Source organism: Salmonella sp. 32070601201500089SM, assembly GCF_017573605.1.
Lineage (GTDB): Bacteria > Pseudomonadota > Gammaproteobacteria > Enterobacterales > Enterobacteriaceae > Salmonella > Salmonella enterica.
The window spans coordinates 300335-318232 of sequence record NZ_JAGETK010000004.1 but is presented as its reverse complement, the minus strand read 5'-3'; the positions used below and the strand labels follow the sequence as shown (position 1 = coordinate 318232).

The window sequence follows — 17898 nt, the reverse complement described above, 5'->3', positions numbered from 1 at the left end:
ATTATACGGGGTACTGCCCTAAAAAAGCAGTACCTCATTTAGGGAGGGTTGCAATTCTGTTCAGTAGGGGGATTTAGCGCCGCGCCAGCAGCAGTCCAAGTACCAGTCCTACCGCCGCGCCTACGCCAATACCCTGCCAGGGTTTTTCATGAACGTAGTCATCCGCTTTATAAACGGCCTGCTTTGCCCGGTAATAATAGCTATCCGACGCATGGCTTACGCGGTTTTTCACCTCTTCCAGCGCTTGTTCCGCGCGGGCTTTCAGCTCAATGTATTTTTGATCGGCGGGATCGCCTGAGGAACGTAAAATCTCTTCCAGCGTTTCGCTGAGCAAAGTCAGATCATCATCAACACGTGATTCACCAAATTGATATGACATTCTCATTCTCCGTTGTGTTAACACCTGCTCCTAACTATAGTCAACGGTTTCGGTTTATGCCTGATGAACCTCCCGCGCCATTCCCCGGTGCGGAATGCCGTCTTCGTCATAAACATCGGTAACCGGAATAAAACCAAACCGCGCATAAAAAGGTTGTAGATGCGCCTGCGCCCCCAGATATAGCGGCTTATCCGGCCAGTGCCGCCCACAAGATTCCAGCGTTTTCGCCATTAATTGCTGGCCCAGTTTCGCCCCTCGCCAGGCATCGCTGACGATCACCCGGCCAATGACAACCGGGTCTGATTCGTTATCGCTTTTCAGAATCCTCGCATACGCCACCAGCTCATCCTGATGCCAGCCCAGAATATGCCGATTGTCGCCGACTAAATCATCGCCATCCACATCCAGGTAAGGACAGCGCTGTTCTACCACAAAGACCGCGCAGCGCAATTTGAGTAACGCGTAAAGTTGAGGAACGGTAAGTTCGCTATGGTGGAGATCCTGCCAGTCAATCATGATGCGCTCCTGTGTTGTGGTAATCTTGGGTTAAACGATAACCAAACGTGTATGGACAAGATGGAATTAATTTTTTTAGGTACGTCCGCAGGCGTTCCCACGCGCTCACGCAATGTAACGGCAATTTTATTACATCTGCAACATCCAACGCAGCCGGGAGTATGGCTTTTTGATTGCGGCGAAGGGACACAGCATCAAATGCTTAATACCGCGTTTCATCCCGGTAAGCTTGAGCGCATTTTTATCAGCCATCTTCACGGCGATCATCTGTTTGGCCTGCCGGGTCTGCTATGCAGCCGGTCGATGGCGGGGAACCCCCATCCGCTAACCGTATACGGGCCTCAAGGCGTGCGTGAGTTTATTGCAACCACACTGCGTCTTAGCGGTTCATGGACCGATTTTCCGTTGCAAATTGAAGAAATTAGCGCAGGCGATATTCTTGACGACGGTCTGCGTAAAGTGACCGCATTCAGGCTGGAGCATCCACTGGAGTGCTACGGATATCGCGTTGTTGAACATGACAAGCCTGGCGCGCTGAATGCCAGGGCGTTAAAAGCCGCAGGCGTTACGCCCGGCCCGCTGTTTCAGGCGTTGAAGGCAGGAAAAACCGTCACGCTTGCCGATGGAAGGCAGATCAATGGCGCCGACTACCTTGCTCCCGCCGTGGCCGGGAAATCAGTGGCGATTTTCGGCGATACCGCGCCCTGCGAGGCCGCCCTCGCGCTGGCGCAAGGTGTGGATGTGATGGTCCATGAAACCACGCTGGATGCGTCAATGGAGGAGAAAGCCAACGCTCGCGGACACAGCTCCACCCGTCAAACCGCGACGCTGGCGCGGGAAGCTGCCGTCGGTCGGCTGATCATGACCCATATTAGCTCACGCTATGACGATAAAGGCTGTCAGCGCTTACTGGCGGAATGCCGCGCTATTTTCCCGGCGACGGAGCTGGCTTACGATTTTTCTGTTTTCCCGGTTTAGCGCTCCATTTTTTGTCCTCATTGCCGATAACACTAAAAAAGGCAGGCTTTCATAATGAGGTTAGGATGGACAATTTTCAGAAAGATATTGATGACAGGGCCAATTTAACCCTGTCCAACCGTTTTGAACTGCTGTTATTCCGTCTTGGTACATCGCTGCATGAACAGAAGTCAGAGCTGTTCGGCATCAATGTATTTAAGCTGCGCGAAATCGTACCAATGCCCGCCTTTACGCGCCCGGCAGGCATGAAAGCGCCGCTATTGGGCATGGTCAATATTCGGGATCAGGTCATTCCAGTGATTGATTTGCCAGCGGTAGCGGGCTGCAAGCCGGAAACCGGGCTGAATATTTTGCTGATCACCGAATATGCGCGCAGCGTACAGGCATTTGCCGTCGAGTCGGTGGAAAATATTATGCGTCTTGACTGGCAACAGGTGCATACCGCCGAGAAAGCCGTCAACGGTCGCTACATCACCAGTATTGCCTGCCTGGATGATAACAAAGAAACCAACAACCTGGCGCTGGTGCTCGACGTTGAGCAGATCCTTTATGATATTGTCCCCTCCAGCCACGATCTGCGCGCCACCAATCTGAAGACCAATAAATTTTATATTACCCCTAGCGCGGTAGCCATTGTGGCGGAAGACTCCAAAGTCGCCCGCGCGATGCTGGAAAAAGGGCTGAACGCGATGGGAATTCCGCACCAGATGCATGTGACCGGCAAGGATGCATGGGAGAGAATCCAGCAACTGGCGCAGGAAGCGGAGGCCGAAGGTAAGCCAATTAGCGAGAAAATCGCGCTGGTCCTGACAGATCTTGAGATGCCGGAGATGGATGGCTTTACGTTAACGCGTAAAATTAAAGCCGATGAACGGCTGAAAAAGATCCCGGTCGTTATCCACTCTTCCCTTTCCGGCAGCGCCAATGAAGATCATATACGTAAAGTGCAGGCCGACGGCTACGTGGCCAAGTTTGAGATTAACGAACTCTCTTCGGTCATTCAGGAAGTGCTGGAGCGCGCAGCAACAAACAGCCAGGGACCACTGATCAGCCGCAAAAGCGCCTGACGTAACAGGGGATGCCTACAGTACAGGCATCCCCTGACGCTTAGTGAGACAAGCCTTCCGCCAGTTTTACCAGTTTAATAAACTCCGCGCGATAGCCTTGTCTATCTTCCCCGCGCGCCTGTTCACCCCATTTAATAATTTGCGGCCAGGTCGTATCTGCCAGCGTTTCTGAGCCACGCAGTTTTTGCCCGAAAGCCGCTACCGCCGCGCGGAAACGAAAATCTTCAGAGGCGTCAGCAAAGATCGGCATCTTTCCCATAACGACCGGGAACTCGGCTAATGTACTTTCGCTGCCCTGCGGCGCTTTCCAGCGCAATTTGATCCACGCCAGCTCGCTTGATTTTGTTGGCTTTGAGGCGGCTTTGTCCTGAGCGTAGCGCAGTTTATCCACCGAGGCTTTCTGCCCGTTAAGCGTCAGTTCAAAGAATAGCGTGACGTGTTTACCCGCGCCGATATCACCGGCATCAACCTTATCGTTATTGAAATCCTCGTCGCGCAGTTGGCGTTTTTCATAACCAATCTGCCGGTACTCAGTCACCCACTGCGGATTAAATTCGATTTGCGATTTTACATCTTTGGCAACGGTGACCAGCGTTTGATGCATCTCATCCTTGAGGACTTTTTGCGCCTCGGAGAGGGAGTCGATGTAGCTGTAATTGCCGTTACCCACATCAGCAATTCTCACCATCATGGCTTCGTTGAAATTGTCATCGCCGACGCCCAGCGTAGATAAGGTAATACCTTTCTCGCGCTCTTTTTTTACCAGAGCTTCGATGTCTTTGGGATCGGTAATACCGAGGTTAAAATCACCGTCGGTGGTCAACAAAATGCGGTTAACGCCGCCTTTGATAAACCCTTTTTCGGCCTGCTCGTAGGCTAGTCGTAATCCCGCTTCACCACCGGTACTCCCGTAAGCATCCAGATTATCAATTGCCGCTTTAATCGCGGTTGTGTTATTTCCCGCTGTAGACGCCAGCGCGACGTGAGTGCCGCCCGCGTAGGTCACAATCGTGATGTTATCCTGCGCACGCAGATCGTTCACCAGCAGTTTTAGCGCCGACTGGATCAGCGGCAGGCGTTCCGCTGGCTGCATAGAGCCGGAAGTATCAATGAGAAAAACCAGGTTGGCAGGTGGCAGTTCACTGGTCTGCATGTCCCGGGCCTGAACATCAACTTTTAATAGCGTACGCTGCGCGTTCCACGGCGAGGGAGCCAGTTCGTATTTAACCGCAAATGGCATCGGTATACAGGCCGCAATGGGTTTCGTGTTATCCTGCTTATCCGCAACGGGCTGAGGGGCGGGAAAGTAGTTGAGCATCTCTTCTACCCGCACGGCTTCCGGCGGCGGCAGTTGTCCCTGATTCAGAAAGCGCCGCACGTTAGCGTAGCTGCCAGTGTCTACATCCAGACTAAACGTGGCGAGCGGCGCCTGACTTACCTGTTTAATCGGATTTTCATCGTAGTGTTCGTAACGCGCGGTCCCCATTACATTACCGCCTTGTGCAGCGAACGCTTTTGGTGCCGCGGCACGTGTCTGCATTACATATTGCGGTGCTTCGGCTGTTGCCAGAGATGCCGCTTTGGCATCTGCCAGGGCTTTGGCTTCAGCATATTCGGCTGCTTTTTTCGCAGCCTGTTGGGCGGCCTCGGCTTGTCTTTTCTGGACAGTGTCATCCCCGGCCTGAGCGCTATTTTCTTTCTGGATAGTCCGCTTCTGTTTTAACTCAGCCGGATTATTTCCCTGCGGGTCGGAGGGCTCCGGCCCACAGCCCGAGAGAATAACCCCACCCAACAACAGCATTAATGTTTTTCCGTTAAGCATACAAATTCCTTTTCAATTATATTCGGGTAATTCTCTGCAGATGTCCTGCATTATATTCCGCTTTACTTTTATTATCAGCATGACGAAAGTAGAAAATAATTTTACCTGCGTTAATAGCCACCAATAATAAAAAAGATAATTATATTTTTGAGGTAAATAATATTTACGTTTAAGATGAACGGCTTAATCAGTTGCTGGCGTTCGACCCACAGATTCTGCGTGAAGAACACTATTTACAGGTGACCGATTTACCAAAAGTGAATATATAAGATGGGGGACTATCTGCACTGTGCCCTCGCCGATACTTCCTTTTACAACCCACCAAACAGCAATCCATTAAGCCGTGCCGACACTCACGTTATTGATGGAAAGATATTATATGCTGCCGTCACATGAAATAATGAACTGAGCGCGATCGGACGCCTTGAAAAACGCTAACAGAAATACGCTTCAGATCAAATTTTTCCCATTGAAGTCGATGAGATAGACATTTATCCGGGAAACGGGTCACGAAAACAGTTGGGAGAGTTGTTCCACTGCCTGATGCAAGAAATGGACAAACTGCTGAGTTTTTATCAGCGATGCCTGAGAAATGACAGTCACGTTATAATTTTTATAGCGGAGTAATGGGCCATATGTTTATCACTTCGACAATTATTGTGAATTACCCATATGAAACCGCTGGCGCTTACGGAACCGCCCAACATCCGGCTCTTCGTTCGTCGGGACGTGTTGGGTATGAATTTGGGTTAGCTTCGCTCCACCCAACCTACGCCACTAATACAACGTTGATGCCGGATGGCGACTACGCCTTATCCGGCATCTGGTTCTGTGTTCGTTGAAAAAGTGTTGGGTTTCGGCTACGCCTCACCCAACGAGTCTATGGTCTCTATGCGTCACAGGTTTTCATAAGTTGGATGCAATCCAACATTTAGAGGCTCCGGTGTTGCTCATCAGCCTCAACCGCCGATAAATCGGCGGTTATTGACATCATCAACGCGGCATTACATCAGCGGCATCGCCAGTTGCACAAGGCTAATCAGCGGCTGCGGCCAGACGCCCAGTACCAACACCAGCAACGCGGAGATCAGCACCACGATACCGCCTGCGCTGTACTGCCAGTTTGTCGGCGCGTCGCGTCCCGGTTGCTGCGGCGCGTGCAGGTAGAGACTCACCGCAACGCGCAGGTAGTAGTACAAACCAATCGCGGAACCCACCACCACGGCGGCGACCAGCCACCACAGGCTGGCCTGAACGCCGACCGCCAGCACGTAGAATTTGCCGATAAAGCCCAGCGTCATTGGGATACCTGCCAGCGACAGCATCATCACCGTCATCACCGCGGCAAGAACCGGACGGTGCCAGAACAGACCACGGTAAGAGTACAGGGAGTCGGCATCCGGGCCGCGGAACGGGCTGGACATCAGGCTGACCACGCCAAACGCGCCGAGGCTGCTGAACAGATAACCGGCCAGATAAACGCCTACCGCTTCCATCGACATCTCGCCGCTCTGCAGGGCAATCAGCGCCACCAGCAGATAGCCGAGGTGAGAGATAGAAGAGTAACCGAGCAGACGTTTGATGTTGGTCTGGCTCAGCGCCATCAGGTTACCGAAGATGATAGAGGCAAAGGCGATAATGCCCAGCACCACGCGTACCGCTTCGCTGTCGCCTACCGGCGCATACAGGAACAGACGCATCACCACGCCGAAGATAGCGATTTTGCTCGCCGTCGCCAGGAAGGTAGAAACCGGCGCAGGCGCGCCCTGGTAAACGTCTGGCGTCCACAGGTGGAACGGCACCAGAGAGAGTTTAAAGCCCAGACCGACAATCATCAGGCCAAAGCCCGCCAGCAGCAACGGCTCGTGCAGCATACCATCGCCGAGGCTCTTACCGAGCGCTTCGAAAGACAGGTTGCCGGACTGCGCATAGACCAGCGCCATCCCGAACAGCAGGAAAGACGAGGCGGCGGCGGAGAGGATGGTGTATTTGATACTGGCTTCCAGCGAGCGTTTCTGGCGGAAAGCATAACCAATCAGGCCGAACAGCGGCAGTGAGATCAGTTCAATACCGAGGAACAGCGCCGCCAGATGGTTGGCGTTCGCCAGCAGAATTCCGCCCAGGCTGGCGATTAACACCAGCAGGTAGAACTCTTCCCGGTTGTCGTCGTAACCTTCCAGCCACGGGTAAGCAAAGGTACAGGTGGCAAGACTCGCCAGCAGCACCAGCCCGGTATAGAGCATGGCGAAACCGTCAACCCGCATCAGCGGGGTGACGTCCATGGCGCCCGCCTGGCCGACAAACCAAAGCGAAACCAGAGCAGCGTTAAGCCCAATGACCGACAGCGTGGCATTGAGGAAGTGATTGCGTCGCCACGCAATGGAGAGCATCACAACCACCACCGTCAAGCCGACGATCAGCAGCGGTAGCAGCGCAATCAGGTGTTGTGGAGTTATTGTCATGGCGATTTACGGCCTTGTAGTAGTAACGGAATTAACAAACCACTGCTGGATGTTGCTCATCGCAGAATGCGAGGTATCCAGAATCGGCTGCGGATAGAAGCCAAGCAGTACCAGAAGCACCACCAGCAACAGAATGATAAACAGCTCGCGCAGCGACATCCCTGGCAGTTCTACACTGGCAATCTGGCTCTTCGCCTTACCAAAGTAAGCGCGATGCAGCATCGCCAGCGAGTATACAGAGGCGAATACCAGCCCAAAGGTGGAGATCACGGTAATCACCGGCACCACCTGGTAGCTGCCGAACAGAATCATAAATTCGCCGACAAAGTTACCGGTGCCCGGCATCCCGAGCGTCGCCACCGCAAAGAACATGGACAGCGCAGGCAACCATTTCATTTTGCCCCACAGGCCGCCCATCATACGCATGTCACGCGTATGCAGACGTTCGTACAACTGGCCACACAGAATGAACAGACCCGCCGCGGACAAACCGTGCGCAATCATCTGAATCACCGCGCCCTGGTACGCCAGCTGACTGCCGGTGTAGATAGCGATCAGCACGAAGCCCATGTGGGAAACGGAGGTATAGGCAATCAGGCGCTTGATGTCGTATTGGGTAAAGGCCATCCACGCGCCGTAGAAAATGCCGATAACGCCCAGCCACATGGCGATAGGCGCAAACTCCGCCGACGCGTTCGGGAACAATGGCAGGGAGAAACGCAGCAGACCGTAAGCGGCGGTTTTCAGCAAGATACCGGCCAGGTCGACGGAACCGGCGGTCGGCGCCTGGGAGTGCGCATCCGGCAGCCAGCCATGCAGCGGAACCACCGGCATTTTCACCGCGAAGGCGATGAAGAAGCCCAGCATCAGCAGATATTCCACACCGTGGGACATCGGCGTATTCAGCAGCTCTTCATAGTTGAAGGTCCACACGCCGGTCGCGTTGTAGTGCACAAAGACCAGCGCCAGGATGGCAATCAGCATCACCAGACCACTCGCCTGGGTGTAGATGAAGAACTTGGTCGCCGCCGTGATACGCGTTTTCCCGTCAGAAGCTTTGTGGCCCCACAGCGCTATCAGGAAGTACATCGGCACCAGCATCATTTCCCAGAAGAAGAAGAACAGGAACATGTCGATGGCCAGGAACACGCCGATAACGCCGCCTAAGATCCACATCAGGTTCAGGTGGAAGAAGCCCTGATATTTTTCGATTTCTCGCCAGGAGCAAAGCACCGCCAGAACGCCGAGCAGGCCGGTCAGCACCACCATTAGCAGCGACAGTCCGTCGAGCGCCAGATGGATAGAGATGCCAAAACGCGGGATCCACGGCAGGACAAATTCAGATTGCCACTGTGGAATACCGGCGGATTGCGTCAGTGAGTAGCCGCCCTGCAACCACAATTGCAGACCGAGCGCCAGCGTCAGCCCCATGGTAATCAGCGCTATCCAGCGCGGCACCTTCACGCCAAAGCGTTCGGTCTGCCAGCATAGAAAGCCGCCGATAAAGGGGATTAATATCAACCAGGGTAATAACATAGCTAAGTATGTCCCTTATATTTACTCCTGCTCAGGCTATCTCACTCGTCAGCCCAAATCCTGCCAGTGCTCACACAAAACGCAGCGCGTTTTGAACGTCCGTAAGGACGGCCCCGTAGGGGTGAGCTTCGCGAATCATCCTCACGTACTTCAGTACGCTCCGGTTGCTGTGCGCTGGCGGTATCCGGTCTGACTTCGCCGATGACGCCTGTACTTCAGGAACAGATTTTCAACGAATTCTAAAAATTATTTTTGGGTTTGTAGGCCGGATAAGCACTGCGCCATCCGGCAGTCGTTCATCCAGCCAACAAACTCAACGCAGTACCATCAACAGTGCCAGCACAACGACAGCGCCGATGCTCATGGATGCCACATACCAGCGCAAATAACCGTTCTCGCTCAGTACCAGGCCTTTGCCTGCAAAACGGGAAAGGATAGCCGGAATGTTCATCAACGCATTAAGCGGGTCGCGCTTCAGCAGCCAGGCGATACCGAGGAATGGCTTGACGAATACTTTGTCGTACAGCCAGTCAAAGCCCCAGGCGTTATACCACCAGGTCCCCAGCAGGCGGCCCGGCGCGCTGTTGGCGATCGACGTCACCAGCGTGCGTTTACCCAGCCACAGCCATGCGGCAATCAGGATGCCGGCAATCGCCACTACGCCAGAGGTAATTTCCAGCGTCATGACGCGACCATGCGCCAGTTCAGTTGTCTGCGGCAGCACCCCCTGCAGCGGCGGCACAATCAGCGCGCCAACAAAGGTAGACAGAATCATCAGGACAATCAGCGGCAGATGGTGGGTAATCCCCTTCCCTGCATGAGCATGAATTTGTTCTTTCCCGTGGAATACGATGAAAATCATCCGGAAGGTGTACAGCGAGGTCATGAACGCGCCGACCAGACCCGCCACCATCAGATTGATATGACCGTTCGCCATCGCCCCGGCCAGGATCTCATCCTTACTGAAGAAGCCCGCAGTGACCAGCGGCAGCGCCGACAGCGCCGCGCCCCCCACCAGGAAGCAGGCATACACCAGTGGAATGGACTTACGCAGACCGCCCATCTTAAAGATGTTCTGTTCGTGATGGCAGGCCAGAATTACCGAGCCGGAGGCCAGGAACAGCAGCGCTTTAAAGAAGGCGTGCGTCATCAGGTGGAAAATCGCCGCATCCCACGCCTGCACGCCAAGCGCCAGGAACATGTAGCCAATCTGGCTCATGGTGGAATAGGCCAGCACGCGTTTGATATCGGTCTGCACCAGCGCGGCGAAACCCGCCATGACCAGCGTAATCGCCCCGATAATGCCCACCAGATGCAGAATTTCCGGGGTCATCAGGAACAGGCCATGCGTGCGTGCGATCAGGTAGACACCGGCGGTAACCATGGTGGCGGCGTGGATCAGCGCGGAGACCGGCGTCGGACCGGCCATCGCGTCGGCAAGCCAGGTCTGCAACGGTAGCTGCGCAGATTTACCGACCGCGCCGCCCAGCAGCATCAGCGTCGCCCACATCAGCATGTTGTTGCCGTCAGCAAAGTGCGCTGGCGCCAGCTCGACCATTTCGCGGAAGTTCAGCGTGCCCAGTTCGTTGTAGAGAATGAACAGCGCGAAGGCGAGGAACACGTCACCGACACGGGTCACCACGAAGGCTTTCATTGCCGCTGCGCCATTCTTCGGATCGCTGTAATAGAAGCCGATCAACAGATAAGAGCACAGGCCCACGCCTTCCCAGCCGAGGTACATCAACAGCAGGTTATCGGACAGCACCAGAACAACCATGCTGGCGATAAACAGGTTGGTATAAGCGAAGAAGCGAGAGTAGCCCTCTTCCCCACGCATGTACCAGGACGCGAACATGTGGATCAGGAAGCCGACGCCGGTGACCACAGAGAGCATGGTCAGCGACAGGCCGTCCAGCACCAAATTAAAACCGATGTTGAAGTTACCGACCGACATCCACGTCCACAGCGGCTGGCTGAACGCCTGTTTGCCGTTGGCGAAGAAATCCATCCCGACAAACGCTGTCACCAACGCCGCCAGACCAACGGAGCCCACGCCAATGGTCGCGGAGAGATTTTCCGACCAGCGTCCGCGAGAGAACGCCAGCAGTACAAAGCCAATCAATGGCAGAATAATGGTTAAGGCAAGCATGTTCATCCACGCATCTCACTTACTGAATCGATGTTCAGGTTCTGGCGACGGCGATGGAGTTGCAGCAACAGTGCAAGTCCAATACTCGCTTCCGCAGCCGCAAGGCTGATGGCGAGAATGTACATCACCTGACCATCGGTCTGGCCCCAGTAGCTCCCGGCGACCACAAAGGCCAGCGCGGAGGCGTTAATCATGATTTCCAGCCCGATCAGCATAAACAGCAGATTGCGGCGGATAACCAGACCGGTTAAACCCAGGACGAATAAAATCGCAGCGAGGATCAGTCCATGTGTTAAGGGGATCATGCGCGCTCCTCCGTTTTTCTTTTCACGCGGTCATCGGTGCGGTTGCTTAGCACTTCGCCCGCACGCTCTTCACGACCGACGTGGAACGCCACCACCAGGCCTGCCAGCAGCAGCATAGACGCCAGTTCGACCGCCAGAACATAAGGCCCGAACAGCGTAATGCCCACCGCTTTCGCGCTAATCGGCGTGCCGTCGATGCCCTGGTCGTTAACGCCCAGAATGGCGTACACAATAACCGCCAGCATAATGGCCGACAAAACCGCCGGACCAATCCACACCTGCGGTTTCAGCCACTGGCGTTCCTGTTCGATTTCGCTGCCGCCGAGGTTGAGCATCATCACCACGAACACAAACAGCACCATGATGGCGCCTGCGTAGACGATAATTTCCAGCGCACCGGCAAAATAAGCGCCCAGCGAAAAGAACACCCCGGAAATCGCCAGTAGCGATATCACCAGATACAACAGCGCGTGTACCGGATTGGTATGGGTGATCACTCGCAGGGTCGCGAGGATGGCTATCAGGCCACAGATATAAAAAGCGAATTCCATTGCCCTCTCCTTACGGTAACAGGCTCTTGACGTCGATAGGCTTGGCTTCGTTCTCTGCTTCGCCTTTATCTTTGCCGTCGATTGCCATACCCGCCATCCGGTAGAAGTTATATTCCGGGTATTTGCCCGGACCGGAAATCAGCAGATCCTCTTTTTCGTACACCAGATCCTGACGTTTGTATTCGCCCAGTTCGAAGTCCGGAGTCAACTGAATCGCCGTGGTCGGGCACGCTTCTTCGCACAGGCCGCAGAAGATGCAGCGTGAGAAGTTAATGCGGAAAAACTCCGGATACCAGCGGCCGTCTTTGGTCTCTGCTTTTTGCAGAGAGATACAGCCTACCGGACATGCTACCGCGCACAGGTTACAGGCAACGCAGCGCTCTTCACCGTCCGGGTCGCGCGTGAGCACGATACGACCACGGTAACGGGGCGGTAAATAGACCGGCTCTTCCGGATACATCCGCGTTTCGCGTTTGGCGAACGCATGCAGGCCGATCATCCAGATACTGCGTACCTGAGTGCCGAAACCTACTAATAATTCTTTTAAGGTCATGGTCTTTGTGTCCCTTATTGCGCCTGCCACAGAATGACAGCCGCCGTTACCAGCAAGTTGATGAGCGTCAGCGGCAGGCAAACTTTCCAGCCGAAGGACATTACCTGGTCATAACGCGGACGCGGTAACGACGCACGAATCAAAATGAACATCATCATGAAGAACGCGGTTTTCAGCGCGAACCAGACGAATGGCGGTAAGAACGGGCCATGCCAGCCACCGAAGAACAGCGTTACCATCAGCGCGGAAACGGTGACGATGCCGATGTACTCCCCCACGAAGAACAGACCGAATTTCATACCGGAATATTCGATGTGGTAACCGTCCGCCAGTTCCTGCTCGGCTTCCGGCTGGTCAAACGGGTGACGGTGACAGACCGCTACGCCCGCGATGGCGAAAGTAACAAACCCAAAGAATTGCGGAATCACGTTCCACAGATGCGCCTGGTTATTGACGATATCGGTCATATTAAATGAACCGGCCTGCGCCACCACGCCCATCAGGGAAAGACCAAGAAACACTTCGTAGCTCACCGTCTGAGCAGACGCGCGCATCGCGCCGAGCAGCGAGTATTTGTTGTTACTCGACCACCCGGCGAACAGTACCGCGTAAACCGCCAGACCGGCCATCATCAGGAAGAACAAAATCCCGATGTTTAAATCGGCCACCACCCAATTAGGGCTAACCGGCACAATGGCGAAGGAGAGCAGCAGCGAAGTAAACGCGATCATCGGCGCCAGGGTAAAGATGACGCGATCCGAGAATTTCGGGATCCAGTCTTCTTTAAAGAACATCTTGATCATATCCGCGACCAGCTGGAGCGAGCCGCCCCAGCCAACGCGGTTTGGTCCATAACGGTTCTGGAACAGACCCAGCAGACGACGTTCGCCAAAGCTCATGAAGGCCCCGCAGGTGACGACCACCAGCAGAATCACCACCGCTTTGAGAATGCTCAGCAGGATCTCAATCAGATCCGGTGTAATCCAACTCATTGTTGCGCCTCCCGCAGATCCTCAAGACGCGCGCCAGCCAGAACCGGCGCGATGCCAGGCATACCCATCGGCAGCCCTACCTGCCCTGCCGCTAACCCTTCAGAGATTTCAACCGGCAGCGTCACCGTATTGCCATCGTAGCTAAAGGAGACGCGCGTCCCGGCATTGACGCCCAACTTCGCGGCATCCGTCGGGTTAAGTTTGATATACGGCTGCGGCATACGGCTCTGGAAGACCGGAGAACGCTGAGACAATTCGTCGCTGCCAAACAGGTGGTAATACGGCGCAATACGCCACTGACCGTCCTGCGCCTGGAAGCTTGCCGGCACGGTAGTGAAATAATCCAGACCGCCCTCAGTCGCTTCAATCAAACGCACGCCCGGATCGCCGTGACGCAGTTTGCCGCCCACTTCATCCTGGAATTTGTTCCACGCCTGCGGGGAGTTCCAGCCCGGCGCCCAGGCGAACGGAATTTCAGATCGCGGGGCAGTCGGTTGGTTATTCCCTTCCATCGAGAAGGCGAACATGGTGTCTTTATCCTGCGGCTGACGTGGTTCATGCACGCTGATATTGGCGCGCATCGCCGTACGACCGCTGTAACGATGCGGTTCGCGCGCCAGCTTCTGCCCACGAATGCGGAAGGTCGCATCCGGCGCGGCGTCTTTAATGCCGGCAAATTGCGGCATAGCGGCAATGACCGCGTCGATCACGTGGTCAAGCTGAGTCCAGTCCACTTCGCGGTTTTCGACGGTGCTGTGCAGCGAATGCAGCCAGCGCCAGCTTTCCAGCATAATCGTCTTGTTATCGTAGTAGGCCGGATCATAAACCTGGAAGAAGCGCTGCGCGCGGCCTTCGTTGTTGATGACCGTACCATCGCTTTCGGCGAAGCTTGCCGCGGAAAGCACCAGATGCGCGTTTTCCATAATCGCCGTGCGCTGATGGTCAACCACCATCACCAGCGGCGCTTTGGCGAGCGCAGCGTTCACGCGCGTAGCGCTTGCATGACGGTGGAGATCGTTTTCCAGCACCACCACCGCGTCCGCGTTGCCGGTTTCCAGCTCGCCCAACGCATCGTCAAGCGAACCGCCGCCCATCATACCCAGCCCCATGCTGTTCACGGAGCGGGCAATCATAGTAATACCGACGTCGGCGCCACGGCCTTTCAGCGCTTTCGCCACGTTGGCGGCCGCCTGAATCACCTCACTGCTACCGGCGTTAGTGCCGGAGATAATCAGCGGTTTTTTCGCGCCGGCCAACGCCTGCACAATGACATCAATTTTGTTTTGCAAGTCGCTGTCGATACCGTCAACCGCAGGCGCTGTATTGTCCAGCGCATGGGCAATCGCAAAGCCCAGGCGCGCCTGATCTTCCACCGGCGCGCGATAGGTCCAGGCGGCGATATCATCCAGACGGGTGTCGTCCACGTTGGTCACGAACAGCGGATGTTTGGCACGCTGGCCGATGTTAAGGATGGCCGCAATCTGCCAGTCGGCCACTTTCTGCGCCGCCGCCATTTCACGCGCTTTACCTTTCACCGCCTGGCGTACCGCCAGCGCAACGCGCGCGCCGGTTTGGGTAACGTCTTCGCCCAGTACCAGTACCGCGTCATAAGATTCGATCTCCCGCAGCGCCGGGGTGTAAATGCCGCCTTCACGCAGCACTTTCAGCGCCAGTTGCAGACGTTCCTGCTCGCCGCGCGCGATACCGGTGTAGAAGTTTTCCGCACCAACCAGCTCACGCAGCGCAAAGTTGCTCTCAATGCTGGCGCGTGGCGAACCGATACCGATCACTTTCTTCGACTGGCGCAGAATATCCGCCGCGCCCTGCATCGCCTGCTCGGCGTTGAGAGTAATAAAGTCATCGCCGCGGCGCTGAACCGGCTGACGCGGACGGTCTTTCAGGTTCACATAGCCATAGCCGAAACGACCGCGGTCGCAGAGGAAGTAGTGGTTAACGGTACCGTTGTAACGGTTTTCGATACGGCGTAATTCGCCATAGCGCTCGCCCGGGCTGATGTTACAGCCGATGGAACACTGCTGGCAGATGCTCGGCGCAAACTGCATGTCCCATTTACGGTTGTAACGCTCGGAGTGCGTTTTATCGGTGAAGACGCCGGTCGGGCAAATCTCGACCAGGTTACCGGAGAATTCGCTTTCCAGCGTACCGTCTTCCGGACGCCCGAAGTAGACGTTGTCATGCGCGCCATAGACGCCCAGATCGGTGCCGTCGGCATAATCTTTGTAGTAACGCACACAACGGTAGCAGGCGATGCAGCGGTTCATTTCGTGAGAGATGAACGGCCCCAGATCCTGGTTGCGGTGGGTACGTTTGGTGAAACGGTAGCGACGGAAACTGTGACCCGTCATCACGGTCATATCCTGAAGATGGCAGTTACCGCCCTCTTCACAGACCGGACAGTCGTGCGGGTGGTTAGTCATCAGCCACTCCACCACGCTTTCACGGAATTGTTTCGCTTCTTCGTCGTCAATAGAGATAAAGGTACCGTCGGTGGCTGGCGTCATACAGGACATCACCAGGCGACCACGCGTATCTTCCGCGTTTTGGTATTGCTTCACCGCACACTGGCGGCAAGCACCGACGCTTCCCAGCGCCGGGTGCCAGCAAAAATACGGAATATCAAGGCCGAGGGACAGACATGCCTGTAGCAGGTTGTCCGCGCCGTTGACCTCGTATTCTTTGCCGTCTACATGAATCGTAGCCATTAGCATGCTTCCAAATTAAAAATCGTTAACTCACCAGCGCTCTTTGAGCAGGTTCGGCTGAATACCATTGATTAAATGGGTATTGCTGAACGGCTGCTTGATGCCAGCTTCGAATTCTTCGCGGAAATACTTAATTGCGCTTTGCAGTGGCTCAACCGCGCCCGGCGCATGCGCGCAGAAGGTTTTACCCGGTCCGAGGAAACGACACAGTTGCTCAAGTGTCTCGATATCCCCCGGCTGGCCTTCGCCACGCTCCAGCGCGCGCAGAATTTTCACGCTCCACGGCAGCCCGTCGCGGCATGGCGTACACCAGCCGCAGGATTCGCGGGCAAAGAACTCTTCCAGGTTACGCACCAGCGACACCATGCCGATTTCGTGGTCTACCGCCATCGCCAGCGCGGTGCCCAGACGGCTGCCTGCTTTACCGATGCTTTCGAACTCCATCGGCAGGTCAAGATGCGCCTCGGTCAGGAAGTCGGTTCCCGCCCCGCCAGGCTGCCAGGCTTTGAATTTCAGGCCATCGCGCATACCGCCCGCGTAGTCTTCGAGGATCTCGCGCGCGGTGGTGCCGAACGGTAATTCCCACAGTCCCGGATTCTTCACGCGACCTGAGAAGCCCATCAGCTTGGTACCCGCATCTTTGCTTTTCGAGATGTTCTGGTACCACTCCACGCCGTTGGCGAGGATTGCCGGGACGTTGCACAACGTTTCGACGTTATTCACACAGGTCGGTTTGCCCCATACGCCGGAGGTCGCCGGGAAGGGCGGCTTGGAGCGTGGGTTCGCGCGGCGGCCTTCGAGGGAGTTAATCAGCGCCGTTTCTTCACCACAGATGTAACGCCCTGCCCCGGTGTGGACAAACAGTTCAAAGTCGAACCCGGTGCCCATGATATTTTTGCCAAGCAGCCCGGCCTCGGTGGCTTCAGCAATCGCACGGCGCAGATGTACAGCCGCTTCGATATATTCGCCGCGCAGGAAGATGTAGCCGCGATACGCTTTCAGCGCGAACGCGGAGATCAGCATGCCTTCCACCAGCAGGTGCGGCAGCTGTTCCATCAGCAGACGGTCTTTATAGGTGCCCGGCTCCATTTCATCGGCGTTACACAGCAGGTAACGGATGTTCATGGATTCATCTTTCGGCATCAGGCTCCACTTCAGACCGGTGGAAAAGCCCGCGCCGCCGCGCCCTTTCAGACCGGCGTCTTTTACTTGGCTGACGATTTCATCCGGAGACAGGCCGGTCAGCGCCTTACGCGCGCCTTCGTAGCCGTTTTTGCTACGATATTCATCCAGCCAGACCGGCTGTTTGTCATCGCGCAGACGCCAGGTCAGCGGATGGGTTTCGGGAGTACGGATAACGTTTTTCATTTATACCGCTCCAGTAGTTCAGGAATGGCTTCCGGGGTCAGATGGCTGTGAGTATCCTCATCAATCATCATGTTCGGCCCTTTATCGCAATTCCCCAGGCAGCAGGTCGGCAGCAGCGTAAAGCGACCATCAAAGGTCGTCTGCCCCGGTTTGATGTTGAGATTTTTTTCCAGCGCGGCCTGAATCCCCTGATAGCCGGTGATATGGCACACCACGCTGTCGCAGTAGCGAATCACGTGGCGACCGACCGGCTGACGGAAGATCTGGCTGTAGAATGTGGCGACGCCTTCGACGTCGCTCGCCGGAATACCCAACACATCGGCAATAGCGTAGATCGCGCCGTCCGGCACCCAGCCACGCTGCTTCTGAACGATTTTCAGCGCTTCAATGGACGCCGCACGCGGGTCTTCGTAGTGGTGCTTCTCGTGCTCTATCGCTTCACGCTCTGCCGCACTCAGCTCAAAAGCCTCGGTTTGTGGTTGTTGATTCTCGTGCAT

At 55.5% G+C, this 17898-nt stretch carries 16 protein-coding genes; 3 read left to right on the top strand and 13 right to left on the bottom strand.

Annotated features, from left to right (window positions below; translation table 11 throughout):
- Positions 1-73: 73 nt before the first annotated feature.
- Positions 74-379, bottom strand: a complete 306-nt coding sequence (gene elaB, locus J4728_RS09500; protein ID WP_001519663.1) for a stress response protein ElaB — start codon at positions 377-379, stop codon at positions 74-76.
- Positions 380-433: 54 nt separating this feature from the next.
- Positions 434-895 (bottom strand): GNAT family N-acetyltransferase, encoded by a 462-nt coding sequence (locus J4728_RS09495; RefSeq protein ID WP_000568155.1) that lies wholly within the window; start codon positions 893-895, stop codon positions 434-436.
- A gap of 60 nt (positions 896-955) precedes the next feature.
- Here J4728_RS09495 and rbn point away from each other — a divergent pair, with 60 nt between their 5' ends.
- Complete coding sequence (gene rbn, locus J4728_RS09490; protein ID WP_000419093.1) at positions 956-1873, top strand: ribonuclease BN; 918 nt, start codon at positions 956-958, stop codon at positions 1871-1873.
- A 65-nt stretch (positions 1874-1938) separates the two neighbouring features.
- Complete coding sequence (locus tag J4728_RS09485) at positions 1939-2940, top strand: chemotaxis protein (RefSeq protein WP_208211652.1); 1002 nt, start codon at positions 1939-1941, stop codon at positions 2938-2940.
- A gap of 40 nt (positions 2941-2980) precedes the next feature.
- On the opposite strand, the gene J4728_RS09480 is transcribed toward J4728_RS09485, so the two are convergent.
- On the bottom strand, positions 2981-4762 hold the full coding sequence (locus tag J4728_RS09480; RefSeq protein ID WP_023200433.1) for a vWA domain-containing protein: 1782 nt from the start codon (positions 4760-4762) through the stop codon (positions 2981-2983).
- A gap of 459 nt (positions 4763-5221) precedes the next feature.
- Between J4728_RS09480 and J4728_RS09475 the strand changes: the two genes are divergently transcribed.
- A complete protein-coding gene (locus tag J4728_RS09475; protein ID WP_223149278.1) occupies positions 5222-5389 on the top strand; it encodes a DUF1877 family protein in 168 nt (55 codons plus the stop codon).
- A gap of 377 nt (positions 5390-5766) precedes the next feature.
- Here J4728_RS09475 and nuoN read toward each other — a convergent pair whose 3' ends face one another.
- From nuoN to nuoE, 10 genes are all read right to left on the bottom strand, one after another.
- A complete protein-coding gene (nuoN, locus tag J4728_RS09470) occupies positions 5767-7224 on the bottom strand; it encodes an NADH-quinone oxidoreductase subunit NuoN (protein ID WP_045901367.1) in 1458 nt (485 codons plus the stop codon).
- Positions 7225-7230: 6 nt separating this feature from the next.
- Positions 7231-8760 carry an NADH-quinone oxidoreductase subunit M gene (gene nuoM, locus J4728_RS09465; protein WP_000926431.1) on the bottom strand — a complete coding sequence of 510 codons (1530 nt, stop codon included), beginning with the start codon at positions 8758-8760 and terminating at the stop codon, positions 7231-7233.
- A 313-nt stretch (positions 8761-9073) separates the two neighbouring features.
- Complete coding sequence (gene nuoL / locus J4728_RS09460; RefSeq protein WP_001056582.1) at positions 9074-10915, bottom strand: NADH-quinone oxidoreductase subunit L; 1842 nt, start codon at positions 10913-10915, stop codon at positions 9074-9076.
- Positions 10912-11214 carry an NADH-quinone oxidoreductase subunit NuoK gene (gene nuoK / locus J4728_RS09455; RefSeq protein WP_000612687.1) on the bottom strand — a complete coding sequence of 101 codons (303 nt, stop codon included), beginning with the start codon at positions 11212-11214 and terminating at the stop codon, positions 10912-10914. The genes nuoL and nuoK overlap by 4 nt, the downstream gene beginning before the upstream one ends.
- Positions 11211-11765: an NADH-quinone oxidoreductase subunit J gene (gene nuoJ / locus J4728_RS09450; RefSeq protein WP_208211650.1), complete on the bottom strand. Its 555-nt coding sequence runs from the start codon at positions 11763-11765 to the stop codon at positions 11211-11213. Before nuoJ ends, nuoK begins: the two co-directional genes overlap by 4 nt.
- 10 nt (positions 11766-11775) lie before the next feature.
- Positions 11776-12318, bottom strand: coding sequence for an NADH-quinone oxidoreductase subunit NuoI (gene nuoI / locus J4728_RS09445; protein WP_000172747.1), 543 nt, complete (start codon positions 12316-12318; stop codon positions 11776-11778).
- Positions 12319-12332: 14 nt separating this feature from the next.
- Complete coding sequence (gene nuoH / locus J4728_RS09440; RefSeq protein WP_000118515.1) at positions 12333-13310, bottom strand: NADH-quinone oxidoreductase subunit NuoH; 978 nt, start codon at positions 13308-13310, stop codon at positions 12333-12335.
- Positions 13307-16033 (bottom strand): NADH-quinone oxidoreductase subunit NuoG, encoded by a 2727-nt coding sequence (gene nuoG, locus J4728_RS09435; RefSeq protein ID WP_039590107.1) that lies wholly within the window; start codon positions 16031-16033, stop codon positions 13307-13309. The genes nuoH and nuoG overlap by 4 nt, the downstream gene beginning before the upstream one ends.
- Before the next feature lie 30 nt (positions 16034-16063).
- Entirely contained in the window at positions 16064-17401 is a 1338-nt protein-coding gene (nuoF, locus tag J4728_RS09430; protein ID WP_000800048.1) for an NADH-quinone oxidoreductase subunit NuoF, read from the bottom strand.
- On the bottom strand, positions 17398-17898 hold the full coding sequence (nuoE, locus tag J4728_RS09425) for an NADH-quinone oxidoreductase subunit NuoE (RefSeq protein WP_000545038.1): 501 nt from the start codon (positions 17896-17898) through the stop codon (positions 17398-17400). Before nuoE ends, nuoF begins: the two co-directional genes overlap by 4 nt.